The organism is Roseovarius indicus, assembly GCF_008728195.1.
In the GTDB taxonomy this organism is placed as follows: domain Bacteria; phylum Pseudomonadota; class Alphaproteobacteria; order Rhodobacterales; family Rhodobacteraceae; genus Roseovarius; species Roseovarius indicus.
This window is the reverse complement of the sequence record NZ_CP031598.1, coordinates 3,586,894-3,600,082: the sequence shown is the minus strand read 5'-3', so window position 1 is coordinate 3,600,082 and position 13,189 is coordinate 3,586,894. Positions and strand designations below refer to the sequence as shown.

The window sequence follows — 13,189 nt, the reverse complement described above, 5'->3', positions numbered from 1 at the left end:
ATTTCCGGAGGGCGCATGGCGTTTTTCTCAAAGCTAAAGGAACGCTTGTTCAAATCTTCCTCGAAGCTGGAGGAAGGGCTCGACGCGATCGTCGAGGACGGGGGCGAGGAAGAGGCCGCGGCGCCCGAGCCGCGGGAGCGGCCGGACGCGCCGCCCGAGGTGCCGGACCCGGATCTTCCGTCGGAGCCGGAGACGCCGGAAGAGGCGCCGGAGCCTGACCTGCCGTCACCTGATCCGACTTTGCCGGAAGCGCCGCAGCCGGATCAGCCGCCGATACCGGATACGCCGCAGGAAGACCCGCAGCCTGACCTGCCGTCGGAGCCTGTTACTCCGCCCGAGACGCCGGAGCCGGATTTGCCGGAGGCGCCCGAGCCGGAGCCTGAAATCCCGCTGGCGCCGGAGCGGGACCTTGCGCCCGAGGCGATGCCCGCGCCGATTCCCGAGCCCGTGCTTGAGCCGCAGGGTGAGCTGGCGCCGGAAGCGGCGCCGCGGGCCGGGATCCTGGGGCGGCTGTTCGGGCGGGGCGAGGCCAAGACGGTGGTGCGCCGGGCGCTGGATGACGACATGCTGGAGCAGCTCGAGGAGTTGCTGATTACCGCCGATATGGGCGTCGATACCGCGCTGCGCGTCACCGCGAACATGGCCGAGGGCCGGATGGGCAAGCGCCTGTCGAGCCAGGAAATCAAGGAATTGCTGGCGACCGAGATTGCCCGGATCATGGAGCCGGTGGCCAAGCCCATGCCGCTTTACCCCAACCGCCCGCAGGTGGTGCTGGTGGTGGGCGTGAACGGGTCGGGCAAGACCACCACGATCGGCAAGCTGGCGAGCCAGTTCAAGGCGGCGGGCAAGTCGGTGGTGATTGCCGCGGGCGACACGTTCCGGGCCGCGGCGGTGGAGCAGTTGCAGATCTGGGGCGATCGGGCCGGGGTGCCGGTGCTGACGGCGCCCGAGGGGTCTGATCCGGCGAGCCTGGCGTGGGACGCGATGGACAAGGCCCAGAAGGATGGCGCCGACCTTCTGATGATCGACACGGCGGGGCGGTTGCAGAACCGGGCCGACCTGATGGAGGAGCTGGCCAAGATCGTGCGGGTGATCCGCAAGAAGGACGAAAGCGCGCCGCATAACACGCTTCTGGTGCTGGATGCGACGACGGGGCAGAACGCGCTGTCACAGGTGCAGACCTTCCAGAAGCTGGCGGATGTGAGCGGGCTGGTGATGACCAAGCTGGACGGCACCGCCAAGGGGGGCGTGCTGGTGGCGCTGGCCGACAAGTTCGGGCTGCCCATTCACGCGATTGGCGTGGGTGAGCAGATCGACGACCTGGCGCCGTTCGATCCGGAGGAATTTGCCGCCGCGCTGACCGGGCTCGACGCGCGGTGAGCCCGTCAGTGGGTGCCCATCCACTTTTCGATTTGCCGCAGGGCGAAGAGGACGACGAGCACGATCACGCTGGCCATGGCCGCGAGCGGCATCTGGCCTGCACCGCAGCCGAGGCCGACGGCGCCCGCCAGCCAGAGCGAGGCGCCGGTGGTGACGTTCTGGACCTTGCCGCCGGAGGTGAAGATCAGGCCCGCGGCAAGGAAGGCGACGCCGGCGGTGACCGCCTCGATCATGCGGATGGGGTCGTTGCGCTGAGCGCTGTCGCCGAAATCCATCGCCGCCAGTTCGCGGCCGATGATGACGAAGAGGCAGGCCGCGACCGAGACGAGGATATGGGTGCGCAAGCCGGCCGGTTTTTCGCGCCATTCCCGTTCGAGGCCGATCAGGGCCCCGAGAAGCACCGCCGCGGTCAGGCGGGCGAAGGCCACGGGGGCGGGGACGACGGAAAACGTGCCTGTGACGGCACTAGTGAGTTGCTCGAGCATCGGGGTTCCTGTCTTTCGAGTAGGGGAAAAACGCTTGCGCGTCGCTGTTGTTCCAGCGGAGGGACGAGAGGGCGGCATGGCGGATAAGCCGAATGCGATGGGCGGGCTGGCCCGCGTGGCGGTGGTGGCGTTCGTGATCGTGACGGCGGTGATGCTGCTGCCGGGGTATATCGAGCGGTGGTCGGCCGAGCCGCCGGAGGATGCGGAGTATTACGTTCGCGGGGCGGTCGACCGAAAGGCGCGGGTGTTCCATGACGATGGCAGTTTCGGGCGGATGCCCTCGGATGTGACATTCGGGCGGGTGACGTCGTTTTCCTGCGAGGGCTCGGCGGCGGCGCAGCGGGAATATGGCTGGCGCGGGGCGCGGGAGGTGATGTTCGACTGTCCCGCGACGTTCGAGGATGGCGAGGGGAACGGCTATGCGTGGGTGTTCCGGCTGATCCCGGAGGACGACCCGATCCGGGAGCCGTCGCCCGAGGGGTATCGGACGATGCATATCCCGGCCGCGGATGCGCGGGTTTTGCTGGTCGAGCGCGGGCTGTTTCCTTGAGTGATTTTGCGAGTTTGTGGGTGTGAGTGACTGGCTGATCTCGCTGGAAGGCACCGAGACGGGGCATACGCTGGCCATGTGCCTGGCGGTGTTCGCGGCCTTTCTGCATGCCGTGATGGGGGCGCTGCAGAAGGGGCGGTTCGACCCGTGGACCAGCCGGGGGGCGATCGATGCGAGCTATTTCGTGATCTCGGTGCCGTTGGCGCTGTTCGTGGTGCCGTGGCCCGAGCCGCATATGTGGCCGCTTTTCGCGCTCTGTGCCGTGGTGCACCTGGTCTACAAGATCTTCCAGGGGATGGCCTATACGCGGGGCGCCTACACGGTGGTCTACCCGGTGGTGCGGGGGACGGGGCCGCTGTTCACCGTGATCGGGGCGTGGCTGCTGTTTTCCGAGCGGTTCACGGTGGTGCAGTGGCTGGGGGTCGGCGTGCTTCTGGCCGGGATCTACGGGCTGGCGGTCTATAACCTGCGGACGATCCGGGTGGCGCGGGCGACCTTGCCGGCGGCGATGGGGCTGGCGGTGATGACAGGCCTTTTCGTGGCGCTTTACACCACGATCGACGCCTATGGCATCCGGGCCACGGCGAACCCGTTCACCTTTATCGTCTGGCTGTTCCTGGTCGACGGCGTGTGCATTCCGATCTATGCGCTCTACCGCTGGCGGCGGATGGAGGTGCGGCCCGACCCGGCCGGGCTGATGGCGAGGGGTGTGCTCGGGGCCGTGGTGGCTTATATGTCGTTCGGGTCGATCATGCTGGCCACGCGGCTGGACAAGGTGGGCGAGGCGGCGGTGCTGCGCGAGACCTCGACGGTGTTTGCCGCGCTCATCGGCTGGCTGGTGCTGCGCGAGACGGTCGGCCCGCGGCGGATTGCGCTGATGACGCTGATTGCGGCGGGCGCGGTGATTGTGGAATTCGGAGGCTGAAAGGCAGGACATGGCAGGACGACAGATCAACCAGGGGCTCAAGACCGCGTTGGAACTGGGCCCGGTCGTGGGGTTTTTCGTGGCCTATCTCTGGCTCAAGGACCGGACGTTCACTTTCGGCGGGACCGAGTACGAGGGGTTCATCGTGGTCACCGCCGGGTTCATCCCGGTGTTCCTGTTGTCGATGGCGGTTCTGTGGTGGCTGACCGGGCATCTGTCGAAGATGCAGATCGTGACGGCGGTGCTGATCATCGTCTTCGGGGGCATGAGCGTGTGGTTCAACGACCCGAGCTTCTTCAAGATGAAGCCCACGATCATCTACCTGCTGTTCGGCGGGTTGCTGGGGATCGGCTTGCTGCGGGGCCAGTCGTGGCTGGAATACGTGATGGAAGGGGTGATGCCGCTGACGCATCGTGGCTGGATGCTGCTGACCAAGCGGCTGATGCTGTTCTTCTTCGGGCTGGCCATTCTGAACGAGATCATCTGGCGGACGATGTCCGAGGAGACGTGGGTTTACTTCAAGACCTTCGGGCTGACGGCGGCGATTTTCGTGTTCTTCATTCTCCAGGGCGGGCTGTTCAAGGAACATGGCACGCAAGGCGAGAGCGACGACAAGGCGTGAGGGGCGCGCGGTTAACAAATCGTTAATGCGGGTGTGATTCTCAGCTCAGGGCGAGGCGTTGCGGCGGACCGGCAGGGGCACCCGGAATTCGGGCAGTTGCAGCACCCGCGACCAGCGCGGGTCGGGCCGGTCGGGCAGGATCGACCGGAGCCGCGCCTGGGAGAGCGTTTCGGGCCGGCGCAGGAGCGTGCGGTAGAGGCTGAAGACGCCGGGGCGCAGGTAGGACGACCAGTGACAGATGCGACCCCGGGGCGGGGCGACAGGGAAGCCGTGGGCGTTGAGCGCCTTCAATGTGCCCGGGTGGTCGAGTTGCAGGGTTAGCGTATTGGGCTGGCGCGGCATGGTCTGGGCGAGCGTGCCGTCGCCGCGATGGGGCGGGGCGATCAGGCGTTCGAGCAGGAAATCGAAGACATCGTTCTCGCGGCTGGTGACGTTGTAGATTTCGGCCCCGCAGCCGGCAGGGGTGGCCAGTGCGGCGCGCGCGCGGCCGCCGAATTCGGCCGGGTTCAGCAGGATGGCGCGGCCGACATCGCCCTCGTCCAGGTGGGGCAGGGCGGAGAGCGCCACGCGGGCGCCCAGCGAGTGGGTCAGCAGGTGAACGGGGCGGTCGGGCGCGGCTTGGCGGAGCTGGCGGATGAGGGCGGCCAGCGCGTGGCCGGCGCCTTCGGCCCGGTTGTAGGCCTGCCAGATGGTGCCGCGGGCGGACCAGCCGAAGGCCAGCGCCAGGCCCTCGTCCTCGAATCCCGAGCCGAAGCCCAGGGCGCGCGGCCAGCTCATCGCCTTCCAGCAGTCGCGGGCCGGTTCGAGGGCGAGGATGTGGCGGTGGGGGCAGTCGAAGGCATCGCCCGGGGCGAACTTGAAGCCGTGGACCATGATGATGATGGGGCCGGGGGTTTCGAGCCCGTCGGCCAGGGCGTGGCCGAGGGGGCGCGAGGCGCCGTGAAGCTCGGGGCCCTGGGGGCCTGCGTTGATTTGCAGAAGCGGCATACTGCTCGTCATCCCACTACATCTTGTGGGCAGGGGTTACGCAGACCATACGAAAGTAATTTGAACCTTCGGTTAAACCACCGTGACAATGGGGGGTGGGATTGACGCCCCGGACCGGGGCGGCTACACCATGACCCGTGGCGATTTGTTACCGGATTGCGGGCCACTTAAAAGAATACCGCTAAAGAGGTCAGGATGAAGGAACCCCCTTTCGCTTGGCCGCGTCGGGGGTTTTTTCATGGGGTGAGGCCACCCCGGAGGGACGGAAATGAAAGACAATTGGAACACACGCACGAAGCTGGTGCACGCGGGCAGCCGCCGGAGCCAGTATAACGAGGTCAGCGAAGCGATCTTCCTGACGCAAGGGTTCGTCTATGACAGTGCCGAGGCCGCCGAGGCCCGGTTCCTGGAGGCCGGGCCGGACGAGTTCATCTATGCCCGCTACGGCAACCCGACGATCAAGATGTTCGAGGATCGCATCGCCGCGCTGGAAGGCGCGGAGGATGCCTTCGCGACGGCGAGCGGCATGGCCGCGGTGTCGGGCGCGCTGATGTCGATGCTGCGCGCGGGCGATCACGTGGTGTCGGCGCAGGCGCTGTTCGGGTCGTGTCTTTACGTTCTGGAAGAAGTGCTTACGCGGTTCGGGGTCGAGGTGACATTCGTCGATGGCACCGATGTCGAGGCGTGGCGGGCGGCCGTGCGGGACAACACCAAGCTGGTGTTCTTCGAGACGATGGCGAACCCGACGCTCGAGGTGGTGGACGTGGCCGCGGTGGCCGAGATCGCCCATGCCAAGGGCGCCAAGGTGGTGGCGGATAACGTGTTCGCGACGCCGGTCTTTTCGAAGGCGCTGGAATTGGGCGCTGACGTGGTCGTCTATTCGGCGACCAAGCATATCGACGGGCAGGGGCGCACGCTGGGCGGCGTGATCCTCGGGACGACGGAGTATATCCGCAAGACGGTCGAGCCCTACATGAAGCATACCGGCGGGTCGATGTCGCCCTTCACGGCCTGGGTGATGCTGAAGGGGATGGAGACGATGGATTTGCGGGTCAGGGCGCAGGCGGGAACCGCGCTGGCGCTGGCCGAGGAATTGCAGGGGCATGGCAAGCTTGACCGGGTGATCTATCCGGGGCACGCCTCGCACCCGCAGCACGCGCTGGTGAAGCGGGACATGGGCGCCGGGGGCACGGTGATCTCGCTGGATATCAAGGGCGGGCAGGCGGCGGCGTTCCGGTTCCTGAACGCGCTGGATATCGTGCTGATTTCCAACAATCTGGGCGATGCCAAGTCGATCGCGACGCACCCGGCGACGACCACGCATCAGCGGCTTTCGGACGAGCAGAAGGACCTGCTGGGGATCACGCCGGGGCTGGTGAGGCTGTCGGTGGGGATCGAGGATACGGGCGACCTGATCGCGGATGTGATGCAGGCGCTGGAGGCGGTCTGAGGGGCCGAAAGCCAACGTCGGTATAACGTCGGTATTTTGTCGGTATTGCGTCGGTGCGCCTGTCAGGGCGCGTGTCGGCGGGCGGGCGGGCTTTGCTCGCCCGGCCTTGCCGCCGGTCTCGCGATGGGCGGGCGCGTGGCGATGGGTTTTCCAAAATGATCCGCTCTGTCGCATTCGGCGTAAAAATATGCGAGATTGGGATTTTCCGCCGCAACGCACTATGTGATAGACGGCAGGACAAAGGGGATAGCCGCTGATGAATATCCAGACCAAGCTGGCACAGGCGCTGGACCGGGACGACGCCGAGCAGGCGCTGTCGGTGCTGCGGGCATGGGCGGCGAGTGCGAGCCCCGAAGAGGTTGCCGACCTCGACCCCGCGATCGCGCGGCTGTTGCCGCAGGGCGAGGTGTCGAACTATCCGGCGCTGAGCCGGACCTACGACGAGGATTTCGAGCCGGACGCGGCCTATCGCAAGTCGATGCCCGATTTGCAGAACGGGCCGGCCTCGCTCATCCGGGGGGCGAAGCAGCACCTGGAGCATGTGGGGATTTCGAATTTCCGCCTGCCGATCAGCTTTCATACGCGGGATAACGGCGACCTGACGCTGGAGACCTCGGTGACCGGGACGGTCAGCCTCGAGCCCGGCAAGAAGGGCATCAACATGTCCCGGATCATGCGGAGCTTTTACAAGCACGCCGAGAAGACCTTCAGCTTCGAGGTGATCGAGGCGGCGCTGGACGACTACATGTCGGATCTCGACAGCCTCGATGCGCGGATCCAGATGCGGTTTTCCTACCCGATGAAGATCAAGTCGCTGCGGTCGGGGCTGGAGGGGTTCCAGTATTACGACATCGCGCTCGAGCTGGTGGAAACCGCGGGCGTGCGGCGCAAGTTCATGCATCTCGACTATGTCTATTCGTCGACCTGCCCCTGTTCGCTGGAGCTGAGCGAGCATGCGCGGCAGGCGCGGGGGCAGCTGGCGACGCCGCATTCGCAGCGGTCGGTGGCGCGGATCTCGGTCGAGATCAACTGCGATACCGGCGGGTGCCTGTGGTTCGAGGACCTGATCGAGATGGCCCGCGCGGGGGTGCCGACCGAGACGCAGGTGATGGTGAAGCGCGAGGACGAGCAGGCCTTTGCCGAGCTGAACGCGGCGAACCCGATCTTCGTGGAGGATGCGGCACGGCTGTTTTGCGAGCAATTGCAGCAGGATGAGCGGATCGGCGATTTCCGGATCATGGCGAGCCACCAGGAAAGCCTGCACAGCCATGACGCGGTGAGCATCCTGACCGAGGGCGACACCTTTGCCGCCCAGAGCATCGATCCGAAGATCTTCAAGACGCTGTTCCACGTCGGCTGAGGCCGGTTTCCGGCATATTTCACGGATGCATGGTTGTTGGGCGCTTCTGGCGGCTGTCGGCTGATTTTTGCGCGATTGCGGAAGCGGGCGCCCATGTCGCGGGGGTGGGGTGTTCTGACAGGCGGGGCGAGGCTTTATCCTTGTGTCACGTTCTCGCGCTATCCCGCGTGGGACACTCTAGCAAAGGATACACGACATGATGCCTGTCTCCGCCCCCCTGAAATTGTCGGCCGCCAGCATGCGCATGGCGGGATACATGATCGAGAGCAACCTGCGCGTGGCGCAGGTGTTTCATCGCGCGGCGCTCGAGACGAATCCGTTTTTCGGCAAGGTGCTGACCGGGGCTGCCCGGAGAGCGTCTGGCTCAACGCCGAAGGCGCCGGCGAAACCGGCGGCGAAGGCCGCCGAGGCCAAGCCGGCGGTGAAACCGGCCGCCAAGGCTGAAGCCGCCAAACCGGCGGCGAAGGCGGCGCCGAAAGCCGGGGCGCCGAAACCTGCGGCCAAGGCCGAGGCCGCCAAGCCGGCAGCCCCGAAAGCGGCGGCGACGCCCGCCGCCGAGACCGAGTCGAAACCGGCGCCGAAGGCTGAGGCCAAGGCAGAGGTGAAGCCGGAGACGAAGACCGAGGCGAAACCGGCCGCGAAGCCCGAACCCAAGGCGGAAGCCGCCAACAGCGGCGCCAAGCGCACCCGCCAGCCCTCGGCCCCGCCGGCGATGCCGCAAGGCGCGAAAGGCAAGACCGACGCGTGACCCACGGTCTGGCCGGGATGCACCAGATGCAAACCGGCCATACCGAAATGAGTCTTCTCATGTCAGCAATGCTGACCTAGCTTTGGAGCCAGGGAGGGAACCGAACCTGAAACAGACGAGGTTTCCAAATGGCAACTGCTACGACAAACATCCATGTAACCGAAGCCAAGCAAGGCTTCCTGAGCCGCTTTTTCGCCGCCTTCATGCGCGGGCTGGAATCGCATCATCGCGTGGCCTCGCGCCGCGCCACGATCGAGAAGCTCGAAGCGAAATCGGACGCTGAACTTGCCAAGATGGGTCTGAAGCGCGACGACATTCCGTATTACGTCTTCCGCGACCTGTTCTACATCTGATCGCGACCGGGCGGGCCGCATGCCGGCCCGCCCGCGCGTTCGCTGAAAATACCGCGGCGCGGATGCGGCGCCGTCGGGACGCGCTTGACACTCTCAGGCGGCCCGGCCAAGGCTTCGCCCCATCATGGATCTGCGTCCCGTCGCATATGTGCTCGGCCTTCTGGTCATGGCCCTTGGCCTGACCATGATTGCGCCGATGCTGGTGGACATCGCCGAGGGGCGGGGCCACTGGCCCGTGTTTGCGGAAAGCGCGATCCTGACCGTGCTGTCGGGGGGGCTTGTCTCGCTGGCGTGCCGCAACGGCGTTCGCGAGGGGCTGACGCTTCAGCAGACCTTCCTTCTGACAACCGGTGTCTGGGTGGCGCTGCCGATTTTCGGGGCGATTCCGTTCCTGCTGGGCGAGACCGAGGCGCGGGTGGTCGACGCGATCTTCGAGGCGATGTCGGGGCTGACGACGACCGGATCGACGGTGTTTACCGGGCTCGATGAATTGCCCAAGGGCATCTTGCTGTGGCGGGCGCTGCTGCAATGGCTGGGGGGCATCGGGATCATCGTTGTCGCCATGGTGTTCCTGCCCGAGCTTCGGGTGGGCGGCATGCAGATCTTCCGCTCGGAGGCGTTCGAGACGATGGGCAAGATCCTGCCCCGGGCGACGGAGATTTCTTCCAGTATTTCAACGATCTACGTGAGCATCACGCTGGCCTGCGCGCTGTGCTACAAGTTCACGGGCATGAACACGTTCGATGCGACGGTGCATGCGCTGACCACGGTGTCGACGGGGGGCTTTTCGAATTACGACGCGTCCTTCGGCACCTTCCAGGGCCCGGCCGAATGGGTGGCGTCGGTGTTCATGATCCTCGCGGCGCTGCCCTTCGTGCGCTACGTGCAGATGCTGAATGGCGGGTTCACCATTTTTCGCGACAGCCAGGTGCATGTCTTCCTGTCGATCATCGCGGTGCTGGTGGCGGTTACGGCCGTGGTGCTGATTTCCATCTTTCCGCATCACCCCGAGCAGGCGTTTCGCGAGGCCACGTTCAACATCGTCTCGATCATCACCGGCACGGGCTATGCCAGTGTCGATTACATGGAATGGGGCGCGTTCCTGATCTCGATCTTCTTCTTCATCGGGCTGATCGGGGGCTGTGCCGGGTCGACCTCGTGTTCGATCAAGATCTTCCGGTACCAGCTTCTGTTTGCCTCGATCGCCACGCAGATGCGGCGGATCTATGCGCCGCACGGGGTGTTCACGCCGCGGTTCCAGGGGCGGCCGGTGGATGACGACGTGCTGAACTCGGTGATGGCGTTCTTCGTCTTCTTCATCGTCACGCTGGGCCTGCTGGCCGTGGCGCTGGGGCTGACGGGGCTGGATTTCACCACCTCGGTATCCGGTGCCGCGACGGCGGTGGCCAATATCGGGCCCGGGCTGGGCGACACGATCGGCCCCTCGGGCAACTTCTCGACCCTCAACGACCTTGCCAAGTGGATACTGACCGTTGGCATGTTGATCGGACGGCTGGAACTCTTCGCCGTCTATGTCTTGTTTACCATAAGTTTCTGGAGAGCCTGATGAGCAAAAGACCCCTTGGTGCGCAGATAAGCCACATGTTGAAATCGCGTGGCGTGGATACGATTTTCGGAATCCCCGGCGTGCATAACCAGGAGATGTACCGCGGGATCGAGGAGGCCGGGATCACCCATGTGCTGGCCCGTCACGAGCAGGGCGCGGGGTTCATGGCCGACGGCTATGCGCGCGCCAGCGGCAAGCCGGGGGTGGCCTATATCATCACCGGGCCGGGGCTGTGCAACATCATGACGCCGCTGGGGCAGGCCTATTCCGACAGCGTGCCGGTGCTGGCGATTTCGTCCTGCCTGGACGAGACGGCGCGGCGGCGGGGCCAGCTGCACCAGATGCTTGACCAGGAGGCCGCGGGCGCCTGTGTGTGCGAGTGGAGCCTCGAGGCGCGGGACGCGGAGAGCGCCTATGTGCTGATCGACCGGGCGCTGACCGAGTTCGGCACCGGGCGCAAGCGGCCCCGGCATATCCAGGTGCCGATCCGGGCGCTGCAGGGCACGGCCGACGCGCCGCCCGCCAAGGCGCCCTGCGTGCAGACCGAGACCCAGCCGATCGACGCCGCCGAGCGGATCGTGGCGGCGCTGAAGGCGTCGGAGCAGCCGATCTTCGTCTTTGGCGGGGGCGCGGTGCCCGGTGCGCAGGACTGGAAGGCCGTGGTCGAGCAGGCCGGTGCCGCGAGCTTCACCACCTATGCCGGGCGCGGGATCGCGTCGGGCCATGCGCTGGATTACGGCGCCTACCTGGCGCGGCCGGACAGCGTGAAGGAGTTCGCCAAGGCCGACCTGGTGATCGCCGTGGGCACCGAGCTTTCGGAGATTGACCTGTGGCGCGACGAGCTGGGCCATTCCAGCCAGATGATCCGGGTGGATATCGACCCCAAGGAGCTGCGCAACGCGCCGGGAACCGAGCTGGCCTTCCAGGCGGATGCGGCGTCGCTGGCGCGGGCGATCCTGTCGATCGGCGGGCTCGAGCCCAAGGGGAAATGGCGCGAGGCGGACGTGGCCGCCGCCAAGGCGCGCTGGCGGGCGGAGACGGATGCCGAACGCCCCGGCATCGTGCCGATCTGCGACGCGCTGCGCGAGGTCGTGCCGGCGGACACGATGATCTATTCGGACATGACCCAGTTCGCCTATACCGCCAAGGAGGTCTGGCCGATGGAGCGGGCCGGGCACTGGCACCACCCGTTCGGCTTCGGCACGCTGGGCTATGCGCTGCCCGCCGCCATTGGCGGGGCGGTGGCACGGCCGGGCAAGCCGACGCTGTGCATCGCCGGGGATTACGGGTTCCAGTACACGATCCAGGAACTGGCGACGGCCGTGGAACTGAAGCTGCCGCTGCCGATCCTGCTGTGGGACAACGGCAAGCTGAAGGAGATCGAGGACAGCATGATCCGCGCGCAGATCGCGCCGAACGCGGTGGATCAGCAGAACCCCGATTTCGTGGCTTTGGCGAAGGCCTACGGGATGCATGCCGAGGCGCCGGACAGCATCGAAGGCGTGGCGCAGGCGGTGGCGAAGGCGTTCGAGGCGGACGGGCCGACGCTTGTCTATGTGACGCCGGCTGTTTCTGCCTGACCGGGTTAGGGGGCGCTGCCCGGCTGTTGATTGCAGCGCCCCACCTCAATTCTGGGCCATGGCGTCGCGGTGCCGGTAGGGTTCGGCGATACCCGGCGGGCAGTATGGAGGCGGTGCGACCTTTCTCGCATTTGCAGACGTGGCATTGTCGAGCAACACCTTGAAGACGTCCTAAAGAAAGCTCGTCGCCGTCGGCGTCGGCCAGGACGCGTCGCCCCCTGGCTTCGAGGCGAGGAGACCGACAGGAAGGTCTTCTGACATGGGGTTGCGATCGCATTTTATGCCCCTGGCTGCATGGGCGGCAGCTACAGGAAAACCGACCAGCCCATTCGTCGCGCCAGTTGCTCGGCCGCCATCGTCCCGAGAGCGGAATTGCCTTGCTTGTTCAGTCCGGGTGACCAGATCGCGATTGCGGCGCGTCCTGGAGCGAGTGCCAGTATTCCTCCGCCCACCCCGCTCTTGCCCGGCAACCCGACCCGGTAGGCGAATTCACCGGATCCGTCGTAATGCCCGCACGTCATCATCAGGGCATTGATATGGCGGACATTGTCTTGAGAAATAAGTCCTGTCCCGTTGGCGTTAATCAGAAAGCGACCGGCACTCGCCAACTGGGCGCAAGTCATTTCGATCGCGCATTGGTGAAAATACGCACCGAGTACGCGAGCGGGTTCGTTGAAAAGGTTGCTTCGCGACTTGAGCATATGCGCCAAGGCCCAATTTCGATGTGCGTTATTGGCTTCGGATTTGGCCACATCCTCGTTGATGAAAATGTCGTTGTGACCGGAGGTTGTCCGAAGGAATTGCAGTATTTCGGCCAGAAATTCCCGAGGTTCGTTCCTGGCCAATACGGCGTCGGTCACCACGATTGCGCCGGCATTGACGAATGGATTGCGAGGGCACGCGCCTTCCTGTTCGAGTTGGAGGATGGAGTTGAACGCCAGGCCCGACGGCTCTCGACCCACCCGGGCCCATAAGCCGTCGCCGAGGCGCCCCAAGCCAATGGCGAGGGTGATTACCTTGGAGATGCTTTGAATGGAAAAGGGGATGCGAGCGTCGCCACTTTCCACCACTTCGCCGGATGGCAAAGCAACGGCGATTCCAAACTGTCCCGGGTCTATTTGCGACAGCTCGGGAATGAAGTCCGCTGGTTGGCCACGATCCACTTCGCTGGCCATGTTGGAT

The 13,189-nt window shown here is 65.5% G+C and carries 13 protein-coding genes and 1 riboswitch; of the genes, 10 read left to right on the top strand and 3 right to left on the bottom strand.

What is annotated here, in order from left to right:
- The first annotated feature begins 15 nt into the window (after positions 1–15).
- Complete coding sequence (gene ftsY, locus RIdsm_RS17250) at positions 16–1,380, top strand: signal recognition particle-docking protein FtsY (RefSeq protein WP_057816859.1); 1,365 nt, start codon at positions 16–18, stop codon at positions 1,378–1,380.
- A gap of 5 nt (positions 1,381–1,385) precedes the next feature.
- Here ftsY and RIdsm_RS17245 read toward each other — a convergent pair whose 3' ends face one another.
- Entirely contained in the window at positions 1,386–1,865 is a 480-nt protein-coding gene (locus RIdsm_RS17245) for an MgtC/SapB family protein (RefSeq protein ID WP_057816858.1), read from the bottom strand.
- Between the two features lie 76 nt (positions 1,866–1,941).
- Between RIdsm_RS17245 and RIdsm_RS17240 the strand changes: the two genes are divergently transcribed.
- From RIdsm_RS17240 to RIdsm_RS17230, 3 genes are read left to right on the top strand one after another with little or no spacing between them, the layout of a single operon-like run.
- On the top strand, positions 1,942–2,415 hold the full coding sequence (locus RIdsm_RS17240; protein ID WP_057816857.1) for a hypothetical protein: 474 nt from the start codon (positions 1,942–1,944) through the stop codon (positions 2,413–2,415).
- A 22-nt stretch (positions 2,416–2,437) separates the two neighbouring features.
- Positions 2,438–3,340, top strand: coding sequence for an EamA family transporter (locus RIdsm_RS17235; RefSeq protein WP_057816856.1), 903 nt, complete (start codon positions 2,438–2,440; stop codon positions 3,338–3,340).
- A 10-nt stretch (positions 3,341–3,350) separates the two neighbouring features.
- A complete protein-coding gene (locus RIdsm_RS17230; RefSeq protein WP_057816855.1) occupies positions 3,351–3,962 on the top strand; it encodes an inner membrane-spanning protein YciB in 612 nt (203 codons plus the stop codon).
- Between the two features lie 45 nt (positions 3,963–4,007).
- Here RIdsm_RS17230 and RIdsm_RS17225 read toward each other — a convergent pair whose 3' ends face one another.
- Complete coding sequence (locus tag RIdsm_RS17225; RefSeq protein WP_244955835.1) at positions 4,008–4,961, bottom strand: alpha/beta hydrolase; 954 nt, start codon at positions 4,959–4,961, stop codon at positions 4,008–4,010.
- Positions 4,962–5,076: 115 nt separating this feature from the next.
- Positions 5,077–5,155, top strand: a riboswitch (SAM riboswitch).
- A gap of 62 nt (positions 5,156–5,217) precedes the next feature.
- Between RIdsm_RS17225 and metZ the strand changes: the two genes are divergently transcribed.
- The 6 genes from metZ (at position 5,218) to RIdsm_RS17195 (ending at position 12,007) form a co-directional block, all read left to right on the top strand.
- The gene (gene metZ, locus RIdsm_RS17220) at positions 5,218–6,399 is read left to right on the top strand and encodes an O-succinylhomoserine sulfhydrylase (protein ID WP_057816853.1); all 1,182 of its coding nucleotides are present in this window, start codon (positions 5,218–5,220) and stop codon (positions 6,397–6,399) included.
- Between the two features lie 256 nt (positions 6,400–6,655).
- Positions 6,656–7,759 carry a GTP cyclohydrolase FolE2 gene (gene folE2, locus RIdsm_RS17215; RefSeq protein ID WP_057816852.1) on the top strand — a complete coding sequence of 368 codons (1,104 nt, stop codon included), beginning with the start codon at positions 6,656–6,658 and terminating at the stop codon, positions 7,757–7,759.
- Positions 7,760–7,955: 196 nt separating this feature from the next.
- Positions 7,956–8,507, top strand: a complete 552-nt coding sequence (locus RIdsm_RS30755) for a hypothetical protein (protein ID WP_057816851.1) — start codon at positions 7,956–7,958, stop codon at positions 8,505–8,507.
- Positions 8,508–8,635: 128 nt separating this feature from the next.
- Complete coding sequence (locus tag RIdsm_RS17205; protein ID WP_057816850.1) at positions 8,636–8,860, top strand: hypothetical protein; 225 nt, start codon at positions 8,636–8,638, stop codon at positions 8,858–8,860.
- A 121-nt stretch (positions 8,861–8,981) separates the two neighbouring features.
- Positions 8,982–10,427, top strand: a complete 1,446-nt coding sequence (locus RIdsm_RS17200; RefSeq protein WP_177228433.1) for a TrkH family potassium uptake protein — start codon at positions 8,982–8,984, stop codon at positions 10,425–10,427.
- Positions 10,427–12,007, top strand: coding sequence for a thiamine pyrophosphate-binding protein (locus RIdsm_RS17195; RefSeq protein WP_074940439.1), 1,581 nt, complete (start codon positions 10,427–10,429; stop codon positions 12,005–12,007). The genes RIdsm_RS17200 and RIdsm_RS17195 overlap by 1 nt, the downstream gene beginning before the upstream one ends.
- 305 nt (positions 12,008–12,312) lie before the next feature.
- Here the strand turns inward: RIdsm_RS17195 and RIdsm_RS17190 are convergent, their stop codons facing one another.
- Entirely contained in the window at positions 12,313–13,182 is an 870-nt protein-coding gene (locus RIdsm_RS17190; RefSeq protein WP_236553250.1) for a glutaminase, read from the bottom strand.
- Between the last annotated feature and the right edge of the window lie 7 nt (positions 13,183–13,189).